Consider the following 12,430-nt stretch of genomic DNA (forward strand, 5'->3'; position numbering starts at 1 on the left):
CGGCACGCAGACGGTTTCTGTCTGGAAGGACAGCCGCGAACTCGGCCAGCGCGCCGCCGAAATCGCTCTCGACCTCGCCGGCGGCAAGGACATGAGCAAGATCGACGGCGCCCTGGCTTTCAAGGGCGGCCCGAAGGGCGTGGAAATGCAGTCAGTCTTCCTGAAGCCGCTTGCAATCACCAAGGAGAATCTGAACCTCGTCATCGACGCCGGCTGGATCTCCAAGGCTGAAGCCTGCCAGGGCGTGAAGGCCGACACAGTCGCTGCCTGCAAGTAAGCAAGCTCTGCACTGAAATTGCCGGCGCCGCAGCGGAACACCGTTGCGGCGCCGGATGCGGATGAGAATTCGATCGACGAAATTTCTCCGCCTCGCCGCGCCATCGCGGGTTTTCATTCCCTGCCGGAAGCGTCGCGACGCCACGCGACCCAGTTTCCGGAAGCTCCGCGATGGCCAGTTGAAGAACAGACGCATGACGCCGCAGTTTCTGGCACGCCGGCGCATCCGTCCAAACAAAAGTTGGGGAACGGCAAACCCATGGCCGAAATGGTAAAATCAACGACATCAAGCGGGCCGCGAACGGCGGAAGCCAGTCCGGTGACCCGCTTCTTCCGCGCCACCGAGATCGACACGCGTCTGCTCGGCATGATCGGCGCGCTCATCATCATCTGGATCGGCTTCCACATCATCACCGGCGGCCTCTTCCTGACCCCGCGCAATCTCTGGAACCTCTCGGTTCAGACGACCGATATCGCCATTATGACCACGGGCATGGTGCTGATCATCGTCACCCGCAACATCGACCTTTCCGTGGGATCCGTGCTCGGCCTCTGCGGCATGATCATGGGCGTGACGCAGTCCAAGATCCTGCCGGAATATATCGGCTTCGACAGTCCCTTCACCTGGGCGATCACGCTGCTGGTCGGCGTGGCGGCAGGCTGCCTGATCGGCGCCTTCCAGGGCATTATCATCGCCTTCCTCAACGTCCCCTCCTTCATCGTCACCCTCGGCGGACTGCTCGTCTGGCGTGGCGCCACCTGGCTCGTCACCAGCGGCCAGACGGTTGCCCCCATGGACCAGACCTTCCGCATTATGGGCGGCGGCGCCGAGGGCTCGATCGGCGCTACCTGGAGCTGGATTGTCGGCATCGCCGCCTGCCTCTTCGTCGTAGCCAGCATCGTCGGCTCGCGCCGGCAGCGCCGCCGCTTCGGCTTTCCGCGCCGGCCGATGTGGGCTGAATATTTCCTCGCCACCTTGAGCTGCGTGCTGATCCTCGGCGCCGTTTGGGTCGCCAACAGCTATTACTGGCCAATCAACATCGCCAAGAAATATGCCGAGACCAACAATATTCCCTGGCCCGAAACCGGCCTGGATATTCCCTACGGCATCGCCGTGCCGGTCCTGATCGCAATCGTCGTCGGCATCATCATGACCTTCATCGCGACGAGGCTGCGTTTCGGCCGCTACGTCTTCGCGATCGGCGGCAACCCCGAGGCGGCCGAGCTCGCCGGCATCAAGACGCGCTGGGTCACCGTGCGCATCTTCGCGCTGATGGGCATTCTTGCTGCCATTGCAGCGGCGATCTCCACCGCCCGCCTCAACGCCGCAACGAACTCGCAGGGTACGCTCGACGAGCTCTACACCATCGCCGCCGCCGTTATCGGCGGGACGTCGCTGGCAGGCGGCACCGGCACCATCGCCGGCGCCATGCTCGGCGCGCTCGTCATGCAGTCCCTGCAATCGGGCATGGTTCTCGCGCATGTCGACACGCCGCTGCAGAGCGTCGTCGTCGGCACCGTCCTCGTCGTGGCGGTCTGGCTCGACACCGTCTACCGCGCCCGTGCCAAGTGAGAGGAGCCCAAGACATGGCTGATCAACGCACTCCCCTCGTGGAACTGAAAAACATCTCGATCTCCTTCGGCGGCATTCACGCCGTGGACAATGCCTCTGTGGATCTCTACCCCGGCGAAGTCGTGGCCCTGCTCGGCCACAACGGCGCCGGCAAATCGACGCTGATCAAAATCCTCTCCGGCGCTTACAAGCGCGATGGCGGCGAGATCCTGATCAACGGCGAACCGGCCGACATCCGCAATCCGCGCGACGCCAAGAAATACGGCATTGAGACGATCTACCAGACGCTCGCCGTCGCCGACAATGTCGACGCCGCCGCCAACCTCTATCTCGGCCGCGAGCTGAAGACCCGCTGGGGCACGCTCGACGACGTCGCGATGGAAGCCTCGGCCCGCGAGGTGATGGGGCGGCTCAACCCCAACTTCAAGCGCTTCAAGGAGCCGGTGAAGGCGCTTTCGGGCGGCCAGCGGCAATCGGTGGCGATCGCCCGTGCGATCCTCTTCAACGCCCGCATCCTGATCATGGACGAGCCGACGGCAGCGCTCGGCCCCCAGGAGACGGCGCAGGTGGGCGAGCTCATCAAGCAGCTGAAGAAGGAAGGCATCGGCATCTTCCTCATCAGCCACGACATCCACGACGTCTTCGACCTCGCCGACCGCGTCTCGGTGATGAAGAACGGCCAGGTCGTCGGCCACGCCCGCACCGAGGATGTGACCAAGGACGAAGTCCTCGGCATGATCATCCTCGGCAAGGTGCCGCCGAAAGCCATCCCCGGCCCCGGCGCCATGCAGATCTGACTGCCGCCAAACGACAGCCCGCAACAATCACGCTCCGCCGCCCGCAAGGCCGGCGGAGTTTTTATGCAACGGTCCCAGGCTGACGGATAAAAACACCCTGGAAAGCGCAAGCACCCGTATTTCTGAGAATTTCCCGATTGAAGCCAGCCGCAAGCTAGGCTAAGAACCACCCATCGGACAGGCGATTCAAACCGCCTTAGGCATGCACCCGTAGCTCAGCTGGATAGAGTGTTGGATTCCGATTCCAAAGGTCACAGGTTCGAATCCTGTCGGGTGCGCCATTTCACCGGCGAGGATTCGAACTCGTATGGGCGAAAGGGCCTTCCGATTCCTGCGAACGTCTGTTTCGCCCAAAACTGGTCAGTCGGTTGTCTGGAGCGATCCGAAGGAAATTCGCCGAAATTGGACGCCAATCTGATCAATGAGCGCTCGGTCTTAAATCCAAGTAGGCCCGCATGCGCTCCGCGATATGGAATACGATCGTCCCGACTCGAATAGGGCGAGATCGTTTGAGCCAACTTAGTCGATCACCGTCGCGAAAAGTTCGAGCACCAATTCCATTCCCAGGTTCGGCCTGCATCAGCGGAGAACGCCCGGCTATAAATCGGGGCGTTCGGGTCGCGCTTATCCCAATGGAATTTCACGATAACGTCTTTGCCGGCGACAACCTCACGGCCAAAGAATTCACCTTCGTCGCCGTCGAACGAGCCAACCTTTCCGCCGTCGAGTTTCACTGCGTTGCTGTCAGCCCAGTAGATCGTCCACAGACGCGTCTGCGGATCGAATAATCGCACGGTGAGGCCTTCGAATGGCTTTCCGTCAAATTCCGTATGGAAAATGTCGAAATTGCCCAGCCCCAGCAATACGGGGCGGAGTTCCTGGGTCGCGTCAAATTCCTCCCATTCGTCGCTGCCGGCCAGCTGTTCTTTCAATGTACGATTTCTGATGTTCCACTTACCTATCAAATAGTCGAAATCATTTTTCGAGGAAGTCTCGCTCGCCGTTATCGCGAGTTGCCCATCTGACGAAATAGAGAACGAACGCATGCATATGCCTCTTTTGGATGGCTTTGCGCCAGCACTCGGACATGAGTGTCGGGTCGATGACTACTGCGCGGGTCGCATTTCGGATCGCGCTGCCACTTCGACCCGAGGCAAACCTCGTCGTCCGCCGACTTTGTCATCCTAGCCCGCAAACGCGCGCGCCGAAGGTCGGTTCCGCTCGACCGATAAAAAAGCGAACAGGCCAACGGTCCCAGATGCCCAGAAAGCCGCAATCAAGGTTCTATCGGAAAAACAATGATGTAGCAGTTCTCAGTTTCATCTCGTCCGGTGCGCCAGTTCTCCATTGTCCATTCCCGACACATAGGTAACGGAACGTACCTAAGACATAGGTAACACTTTTGAGCCGAAAGGGTTCGGCAGTGGTTCCAATCTACTTGGCGTATTTCTCGGGCCGTCTCGCGCTATCGTGAATCAGAAATTTCATCCCTCGGAGAACGGCAGTCCGTCGGCAACGGAGGCCAAAATCGGGGTAGCTTTTCAGCGATTCGCACTCAGATTGGATGTCGGTCGCATTCCGCTTGTTGCGAACAAGGTAGACCCACTTGGCGTCGTCGGCAGGTTCTATCGGACTGCAAGCTCACGTGCAGGCGAGGAAGTTTTTCCAGTATGGCCGCCGCGTGCCCCACCGGCCATCACGAGAGCAGCTCAACTGACCTCCTCGAGCCCTTCGTGAAAGCATCGTGCAGGAAGCAGCGTGGCTTGGCGAAGACCGCAGTCTCATCAATGCGGTCGCTCCCCTCGTCCTTGTCCAGCTGCCGCCGATCCTATTGCTTTTCGGCCGATCTCAGCACCCCTACAAGGATTCGACCGTCGGTGAAGTACGGATCGCCGCCGCCGTTGCGACCATCTTTTGTCGCACCGACGCCTGCGCGCTCGTAGGTCATGGAGATCTGCCCGGCGGCCTTGAGGTCGCCGATCACCAGTTCGCGCTCGGCGTCGAGATCGGGTCCGATATGGTGGGTGATCTGCCCGGTGTCGTGGCTGACACCGACGCCGCGGTCGAAGCTGGCGGAGCCCAGCCACAGAGGCTGGCCGTCGGCGCCGACGGTCGCCGTGCGCCAGAGGCGTATGTGGTGGCGCTCGTCCGCGCTGCGCCCGACAGGCTTTTCGAAAGCCAGATCCTGCTTCCGGCCGTCGAAGAACAGCGGGCTGACGGGTGCGTCGAGATCCGGCCGATCAAGCGCCACGCTCAGGCCGATTTCAACCGAGGAGAGCAACGTTATCCTGTCGGCGGGATCCCAGCCCGAGGCGGCGAAGGCCTTGATCACCTGCTGCTTCGGGCCGACGACGCCGACGTTGATCGGGTCGCCCGGAATGTCGTCGTCGGTCGTGGTGACCATCCGGCTGAGATCGGCAACGGTACTCCGGTCGCGGAAGATCCAAAACTCCGGCATGACCAGGTAGCAGACGAGCAGATACGCCAGGAGGACGGCGGCAAGAACGCCCGCAGCCGACTTCCATCTGCCTCGACTGCTTCTCCCCTGTTCCATTGCAATGTGCCGCTCCCGACTTCAGTAGCAGGGCGGATACGGATAGTAGCCGCAAGGGGGGTGATAGTAGTATGGCGCGGAGGCCGCCGCGGCACCGATGGCCGCACCCGTCGCGACCGCGGCACCGTAGCGGGCCGCAGGGTGCGCATACCAGCCCCCATGGAAGCCGACCGCACCCACGCCGACCACGCCGACGCGCCCCATTCCGGCGCGCGCCACGAACATGTCGATGAAAAGCGAAGCCGGGCCATTGGCCTTTGCGAGTTCGCCCTCGAGAACTTGGACGTCAAAGGTCAGCGTGCCGCCCTCCAGCTTTGGCTTGGTCAGGACCACGACCGCGTCTTCGACAGCGGTGCCATCGCTGCTCATGACGGAGATCGTCGCGTTCGGCGGGTCAACCGCGAAGCTGTCCTTGCCCTCGTCCCATTCCTTGATGAACTCGGTCGTGAGCACATGTCCGGCCGATCGTACGGGACGGTCGGCGAACACGATAGAGTTCGGGGTGACGCCCGTCATCGTCAGCTTGCCGTCGACCAGCGTCGCCCCGCCGGAATTGAGGACGGCAAGCGACGGCACCATCTTCGTGGCCGTGGTCGCTCCAATGGTCTTGGCGGCGGGTGCCGTGATCGCGTCTTCGGCCTGCGCCGCTCCTGCGAACGACACGAGGCAGGCTACGGCGAGAGTGCCGATCCGTATATGGCGTTTCATGGAGAATTCTCCTTTTTTGCTACTTCACGAGACCGAGGTTCACGAGCTGGACGCGCCGATTGTCGGCGGCCTGCGGGTTCGACGGATCCACGAGCCACTCCTCGCCGACGCCGATCGCGAACAAACGGTCCGGGGCGATGGCGAAGGTCGTCGACAACGCCTCCGTGATTGCGTTCGCCCGCTTCTGGCTGAGGTCCAGATTGTGCTTGGCGTCGCCCGTCGAGCTCGTGTGTCCGACGACAAGGAACTTGTAGCGCCGCAGGTTCGGATGATGCAGGGCGTCGGCGATCATGCCGACGGTGCGATAGGATTTCGGTTCGATGGCGATGGAGTCGTTCTCGAAGTCGATCTCGACGATGAGCTGCGACAGCTTCGAAAGTTTCTGCCAGTCGGGAAGCGCGGCGACACCCTTGCCGGCGCTCGCCGCCGCTTCTTCCATAAGCAACGCAATGTCGATGCCGGGAGCCCCTCCCTGCAATCTGCCGAGCGTGCGCACCACCTGCGGACCGCTCAGTTCCTGGGCGAACGAGTGGCCGGGTGCCAGCAGCAGCCCGGCGGCAAATATCGTCGCAAGTCGAAAGCTCTTCATGATCCTGTGTCCCTTCAACATCGTTCACCGCCAGCCGGCGTCGATGATCGCCTGGCCGCACTGGCCTTCGTTCACGCGCGTCGCCTTGTTCAGGCAGGAAAGAATGTTTCCCTCGCCCACCACGCCGCTGCAGAACTGCGCGACGTAGTGCTTGCAGATCGCGGTGAACGACGACTGGGCGGCAAGGCGCTGCTCGATCGAGGTGGTGACGCTCGCCAGTGTCGAGGTGCAGGTCGGCGAGACTTTTGCGGCATGGGCCTCGAGGCAGTTCTGGATGCGGCCGCTCCCGAGGTTCAGGCCCTTGCAGAACTTCTTGATGTCGGATCCGCAGTCGTTGGCGAGCGTGCTCACCGCGTCGGCGAAGCTGATGGTGTCGGCACGGGCCGCACCGCTGAGCGCCAGGAACGCGACCAGCGCCCCTCCTAACAGTCTGGTTCTCGTCGACATGCTACCCCCATCGTGAACGATTGATCGTCGGAGAAACTCTCCGCACGCATTTGGTGCGCTTTCGGGGGTGAGAAGGGAAGTATGTTACGGTTACACGGACCGTAGGAGCCGGCGTTCAACGCGTCGCCGCAGCGATGGATGTGGAAGCTACTCGCTGCGCTCTGGCGGCCGATCCTCCATCGCCTTCCCGAAGCGATCCAGTTCGAGCGAGTAGCAGAAGAGTCCGAACAGCGTCGCCGCGACATACAGGCTCTTCACGAACGCTTGGGCGAATGGCGGAAAGGCGTCGAGTTCCGGCAGATGCCTGAAGAAGATGGCCGAGAAGAGCGCACCGCCGAAGAAGAAACTCACCCGGCTGGCGAAGAAGAGGAGATGCGCCACGAAGACACTGTGAAACGGCGACGTGACCGGCACCCATTTCAACCGTGTCCAGTAACAGCAATGAAGCAGCGCGGCGCTGGCAACAATCCCGACCTGGTCCGAGAGATCCAGCGTCTGCCGTTCACCGAGGTGGGTGACCAAGCCATGAAAGATGGGGAACACGATCCAGAACAGGGTCAGGGCCGCGGCGGTCTGAGCTGCGAGGAGACCCAGGTAGATCCATGGTGCCGACGGCCCTGATCTTGACGTCAAGCTCCGCCTCCCTGCAGTCCTGCAGATCGTTGCTATGGCGCATGAGCCAAGCTCAAGGCGCCGTGGCTGATGCCGGGGGCGCACGCATGCTTCCGGCCGACGCTGATCCGACATACCAGTCGGATCAGCATTGGAGTTCATCGCATATTCTAGCGTCACTCGACCGGTTCGAACTCGCCTGGCTTCCAGGTCTTGTCGAACCATGGCTCAAGGGGCCCATAGAGGCGAAGAAGTACGTTCCAACCCTTGCCGGGCACTGTCTGGACCCAGTTGGCCTCATGGCCTTTCGGCGCCGTCGGACCGAACCAGACGTCGACCGACGAGTCCGCGTTGATCACGATGTCTTTCTTGTCGCTTCCGATGCTGGGGAATTGCCGATCCGTCTGCAACATCGAACGCGTCTGGTTGTCATACGCCACAAACGACCAGAATTCCTTTGCAGGAATGTTTGGCGGCAGGTGAATTTTATAGGTCTTGCCGCCGTCGAACGGCTTGCCGTCCTTGTCGGTCGTGGCGCCGGCATATTGCGAACCGATGCCGACGCGCTTTATCGCCATCGCCGGCGTGATCCCCGTCGCGTAGTAGTGGAACAGGACGCGGGCATCCAGATAGCGAACGCCGGGCTGCAGCAGAAACTCGTAGCTGCCGCCGACAAAGCCGGTGAACCAGGCACTGTTCGGATAATAATAGGCGTCCTTCATTCGCGTCTTGAAGGTGATGGTGCGCGCCGTCGCATTGCCGACGGCCACGGCTTCGGTGAGGATCTTCTTCATCCGCGCATCTGGCGCGAAGGGCTTGCCCTTTACGATGCCGATAGCGGCGAGCTGTCCCAGCACCTCCGGATGATAGGCTTCGTTTGGCTCGTACTGAACGATGTCGTTCACTTCCTCGTAGAAATGGAAATTATTGGCATGGATCGTGTTGAACTCCTTGCCTGAGACGTTGACGATCTTCATCGGCGGCGGATTGCCGGCTTCCGAAAGCGGATAGACTTTGGCGAATTTCCTGGTGTTTTCGACTGCCGTCGTCGTGCTGCCGTTTTCGAGGAAGCCGCGCCAGAAGAACAGGTTCCCGTAGGTCGAGGACCGCAATACGTGATAACCCTCGGGGACCACGCCGTCGTAGCCCGGCGGCAAGAGCAGGTATTTTCCACCCTTGCCCTTGTCCGGGCCGGCATTGCCGACATCGCCGACATATTCGAACCAGTGGTTGTCGATCATGCCGAGGATGTTGGGCGGCGTTTCGATGACCAGCGGACCCGCCTTAGTGTCGAGCCACATGAGATTGTAGATGCTTTCGGTGTTGCCGGTCAGGAACAGCGAATGCGAATCCATGAGATTTTCGAATATCAGAATGGTTTGGTTGTTGTCAGCGCCCTGGCCGGCCAGTCCAACCCGAAGGGCTTCGACCGAAGCGCCGGGCATGGCATTGAGAAAAGCATCGACGCCGCGCATGAAATCGAGATTGTCATAGATCTTCTCCGAAGTGGCGTCGTCCGGAAAGCCGTCAAAAAAATTCAGCTTGCCAATCCTGGTGTCGACGCTCTCCGGCGTGACGATCGAATCCGGTATCGGCGTGGCCATCTTCGTCTTCGGTGCTTCGGCGTATGCGGCCCCCCAGCCCATCAGTAGCACCGCAGCAGTAGCGTAAACCCGTCTCGTCGCGCGTTTCATTGCTTTCTCCTTGTCGACCGCCCCGTCGGTCGTTTTTCATGAGGTCGCCAATCTGTGTGCATTCGGCGGCGCGAAAGGAAGTATGTTACGGTTCCACGGCCGTAGCTTGCGGCGGACCGCAGCCGGACTCCGGCTAGAACTTCACCGCCAGTCGCGTGAAGACGCCGTGCTGGGTGGCGTCGTACTGGAAGCCACCGTCCTCGTAGTCGGTGTAGAGGGCCTTGTAGCCGAAAGACGAAGCGAGGCTGTCCGTCCAGTTGTAGCCGACCGTCGCGGTGCCCTGCAGCGTGATGTCGGAAGCGACGCCGAAGCCGCCGACGTCGGCCATGACGTCCACGAACCATTTGTAGGTGATATCATAATGCATGGTGAGCCCGACGATGGGATCGGCCCAGCTTTGCGAACCGCTGCGGTCGATCGCCGGAAAGAACACGGGATCGATCCCGAGTTCCACCTTGTTGTGCTGGTAGCGAAGTCCGCCTGTCGCGTAGAGCTGCATGTTCGCCACGTTGATCGGCAGCTCGTAGCCGACAAGGGCCGTCGCCACGATCTGCGTCTGCTCGAAGTCGGCCGTTCCGCCGAAGGGGCCGAAGTCGGCGTCGGTCGAAATCTTGGCCCACATGACATCCGTATAGAGAAGCCAGCTATCGCCTGCTGCTTGAAAGGATCCTGCGAACACGCCGTCCAGATCCTCGAGCACGTCCAGAGGCGAGACGTCGACCGCCGCCGCCGGGAGACCGCGCACGCCGATGTCGCCATTCAAACCTGCCAGCCAGCCGTCGATCGTGACCTGGAACTTCCATCCGCTGTCGGCGATAACCGATCGAGGTCCCGACATGTCTGCGGCGGCCGCGGGTGCCGCCGCCAGGGCCAGAGCCAACCCGCAATAGACGCTTTTCATTTCAATCATGCAGCAGCCCCGATCTTTCATGGCTCCGGCGATCGCCGGAAATGATTCCCTGCGAAAGGGATAACCGATCACGCCGGAAGCACCCGCAGACTATTGGCGTGACCATTTCTGCGACTCGCAGACGACCTTCATCACGCAGCCTTTGAGGGTGACCGTGTCGCCGGAAACGCTGATGGTGCCGTTGTAGGTCTTCTTCGCGTCGGGATCGGTGATCTTGCCGGAATAGCTGCCGCCGCTGCCTTCGAACGCGCCGATCTTCTCGCCGGTATGCTTGCCGCTCTTCAGCGTGATGCAGAAACCGCCGCCGCACGGCTCGATCGCAGCGGTGTCGCCGAGCGTCGTCTTCCAGTTTCCGACGATCGGCTCGGCTGCGCTCGCCAGTCCGGTCGACATCAGCAGCGCTGTGACGGAGATCAGGATGGGTTTCACGGTAAGGTCCTCGCATGGCTGGCCCGCCACCGGGCCGATGACCGAATGGACCACACATGCGCCGCCGACCGCAAGAAACTCACGGTGTGTTACTGTAACCTACATGGTGCCGGCCCGGTTCTGTGTCATCTTTACGACGACGACGCGATATGCGCCCCCCGCGTCGCCTGGCCGGGAGCCGATGCAATGGAATACGACACGGAGTTCGCCAAGCGCAGGTTTCCCGAGCAGACGCTTGAGATCGAAGCGCTTGCCTCCCGCAGTGAAAGCTTCCGGGAACTGTGCAACGACTTTTCCATCGCCGACCAGCTCGTGCGGGACTGGAAGTCGTCTACGGCTCCGGAGCGGGATGCACGTTATGCCGAGGCGCTGGAACTCATGGACGGCCTCGCCGCGGAAATCCACACCATGCTGGACTTTGCCAAGGTCGTTCCATTCCCAGCCGCCCGATAAAGTCGCGATCTCGCCGTCGTGGCGGCACGGGGCTACAGAAAAGGAACAACATGCCTCGACCGATGGCGATCGTCCTCATCCTCCCCGTCGCCGTTATCGTGGCGGCTTTGACAGCCTGGAGTTCCCTCGCCCTATGGTATCGCCTACCCCTGCCTGATGGCGGGCGGGCGATCGGCACTGGCGTCTTCCTCGTCTACGGTCTCTTCACTGTGGCGGCGCTTGCCAGCCGGCAGCGCATCAGAGCCCTCCTTTCGTTCGCGGCCGTCTTCGCGCTGGTTCTCTTGTGGTGGAACTCGATCAAGCCGGAAGCCGACGCCGCATGGGCGCCGGATGTCGCCCGCCAGGTCACGGGTCGTGTCGAGGGAAATTCGCTGACCTTGACCGATGTCCGGGACTTCGAGTGGCGAAGCAATTCCGACTTTACGGAGCGCTGGACGACGCGAACCTACGATGTCAGCAAGGTTAGGACGGTCGACCTGTTCATGTCATACTGGGCGGGGCCGAAGATCGCGCATGTCATCTTCAGCTTTGGCTTCGAAGGCGGCGAACAGCTCGCCTGGTCGATCGAGGTGCGCCACAAGGTCGGGGGCGGGTTTTCTCCCCTTGCCGATCTCTTCAAGAACGACCCGCTGGTGGTTGTTGCGGCGGACGAACGTGACGTCGTCGGCGTCCGCTCCAACGTGCGTGGCGAGGACGTCCAAATCTACCGGCTGAGAGCCAGTCCCGAGCAGGCGCGAAACCTGCTGCTCGAGTACGTCGCCTAGGCTAATGCGCTCGCCCGGACTCCACAGTTCTACAACTCGATCACGACGAACTGCACGACGACCGTCGCCAAGCTGATGCGGGTCGCAGGAGACAAGGTGCCGTTCGACTGGCGGCTGATCGTCAACGGTTATCTTCCCGACTACGCCTATGACCGGGGAGCCGTCGACACGTCGATGCCGCTCGACCGCCTGCGGGAAATTGCCAAGATCGACGTGCGGGCGCGAGCGGATGGATTGTCGCCCGACTTCTCGAAGGCGATCCGTCTCGGCGTGCCCCTCCCCGTCGTCGTCGCTAGGCCGTAACGTACAGTAACATACGAAGGGAATCGCGATGATTGAGGCATGGTCCGCCCTGTCAGGAATTCCCTGGGCGAAGTTTCGATTATGCCCTTAACCAGGACCGCACTCATGAACCTCATCAAGTACATTCAAAACCTCGCGACGGCTGCGGCCATCCTGATGATGGTGGCCGCACCAATGCTCGCTCCGACCTCGGCCGAAGCCCGCCGTGCGGTGGTCGGCTGCGGAGCCAGAGGATGTGCGGCCGTCGGCAATCGCGGCGCCGTCGTGGTCCCTCGCGCGCCCGTCAGGCGCGGCGTCGTCGTCGTGAATCCTCGCCGCTAT

The 12,430-nt window shown here is 61.6% G+C and carries 12 protein-coding genes, 1 tRNA gene and 3 pseudogenes; 7 read left to right on the forward strand and 9 right to left on the reverse strand.

Translation table 11 applies throughout. The annotated features are described in order from the left end of the window. The 4 genes and pseudogenes from FY112_RS05590 to FY112_RS05605 all read left to right on the forward strand — a co-directional run. Window positions 1-277 (forward strand): annotated as a pseudogene (locus FY112_RS05590) (D-xylose ABC transporter substrate-binding protein); the annotation flags it as partial. A 258-nt stretch (window positions 278-535) separates the two neighbouring features. Beyond that, complete coding sequence (locus FY112_RS05595; protein ID WP_131629754.1) at window positions 536-1,849, forward strand: sugar ABC transporter permease; 1,314 nt, start codon at window positions 536-538, stop codon at window positions 1,847-1,849. 14 nt (window positions 1,850-1,863) lie between these two features. Beyond that, window positions 1,864-2,646, forward strand: coding sequence for an ATP-binding cassette domain-containing protein (locus tag FY112_RS05600; RefSeq protein WP_003542059.1), 783 nt, complete (start codon window positions 1,864-1,866; stop codon window positions 2,644-2,646). Between the two features lie 204 nt (window positions 2,647-2,850). Beyond that, window positions 2,851-2,927, forward strand: a tRNA-Arg gene (locus tag FY112_RS05605). 246 nt (window positions 2,928-3,173) lie between these two features. Here the strand turns inward: FY112_RS05605 and FY112_RS05610 are convergent. The 9 genes from FY112_RS05610 to FY112_RS05650 all read right to left on the reverse strand — a co-directional run bounded on the left by FY112_RS05610 (window position 3,174) and on the right by FY112_RS05650 (window position 10,589). Further along, window positions 3,174-3,692, reverse strand: a complete 519-nt coding sequence (locus FY112_RS05610) for a hypothetical protein (RefSeq protein WP_231283226.1) — start codon at window positions 3,690-3,692, stop codon at window positions 3,174-3,176. 782 nt (window positions 3,693-4,474) lie between these two features. Further along, complete coding sequence (locus FY112_RS05615; protein WP_151517925.1) at window positions 4,475-5,200, reverse strand: LssY C-terminal domain-containing protein; 726 nt, start codon at window positions 5,198-5,200, stop codon at window positions 4,475-4,477. A 21-nt stretch (window positions 5,201-5,221) separates the two neighbouring features. Continuing rightward, complete coding sequence (locus FY112_RS05620; protein ID WP_151517926.1) at window positions 5,222-5,908, reverse strand: hypothetical protein; 687 nt, start codon at window positions 5,906-5,908, stop codon at window positions 5,222-5,224. Between the two features lie 19 nt (window positions 5,909-5,927). After that, entirely contained in the window at window positions 5,928-6,497 is a 570-nt protein-coding gene (locus FY112_RS05625) for an OmpA family protein (protein WP_151517927.1), read from the reverse strand. 24 nt (window positions 6,498-6,521) lie between these two features. Next, window positions 6,522-6,944 carry a cysteine rich repeat-containing protein gene (locus FY112_RS05630; protein ID WP_094088798.1) on the reverse strand — a complete coding sequence of 141 codons (423 nt, stop codon included), beginning with the start codon at window positions 6,942-6,944 and terminating at the stop codon, window positions 6,522-6,524. A 147-nt stretch (window positions 6,945-7,091) separates the two neighbouring features. After that, a complete protein-coding gene (locus tag FY112_RS05635; RefSeq protein ID WP_151517928.1) occupies window positions 7,092-7,577 on the reverse strand; it encodes a hypothetical protein in 486 nt (161 codons plus the stop codon). A 155-nt stretch (window positions 7,578-7,732) separates the two neighbouring features. Further along, the gene (locus FY112_RS05640) at window positions 7,733-9,250 is read right to left on the reverse strand and encodes a DUF1254 domain-containing protein (protein WP_151517929.1); all 1,518 of its coding nucleotides are present in this window, start codon (window positions 9,248-9,250) and stop codon (window positions 7,733-7,735) included. 133 nt (window positions 9,251-9,383) lie between these two features. Next, window positions 9,384-10,160, reverse strand: a complete 777-nt coding sequence (locus FY112_RS05645) for a hypothetical protein (RefSeq protein ID WP_246700612.1) — start codon at window positions 10,158-10,160, stop codon at window positions 9,384-9,386. Between the two features lie 90 nt (window positions 10,161-10,250). Further along, window positions 10,251-10,589, reverse strand: a complete 339-nt coding sequence (locus FY112_RS05650; protein WP_020486015.1) for a DUF2147 domain-containing protein — start codon at window positions 10,587-10,589, stop codon at window positions 10,251-10,253. A gap of 186 nt (window positions 10,590-10,775) precedes the next feature. Between FY112_RS05650 and FY112_RS05655 the strand changes: the two genes are divergently transcribed. From FY112_RS05655 to FY112_RS05665, 3 genes and pseudogenes are all read left to right on the forward strand, one after another. Further along, a complete protein-coding gene (locus FY112_RS05655; RefSeq protein WP_026158814.1) occupies window positions 10,776-11,042 on the forward strand; it encodes a hypothetical protein in 267 nt (88 codons plus the stop codon). A 50-nt stretch (window positions 11,043-11,092) separates the two neighbouring features. After that, a pseudogene (locus tag FY112_RS05660) lies at window positions 11,093-12,109 on the forward strand (DUF4105 domain-containing protein). Window positions 12,110-12,214: 105 nt separating this feature from the next. Continuing rightward, a pseudogene (locus tag FY112_RS05665) lies at window positions 12,215-12,430 on the forward strand (hypothetical protein); the annotation flags it as partial.

The sequence above is a fragment of the Rhizobium sp. PEPV16 genome (assembly GCF_008919455.1).
GTDB lineage: Bacteria > Pseudomonadota > Alphaproteobacteria > Rhizobiales > Rhizobiaceae > Rhizobium > Rhizobium leguminosarum_Q.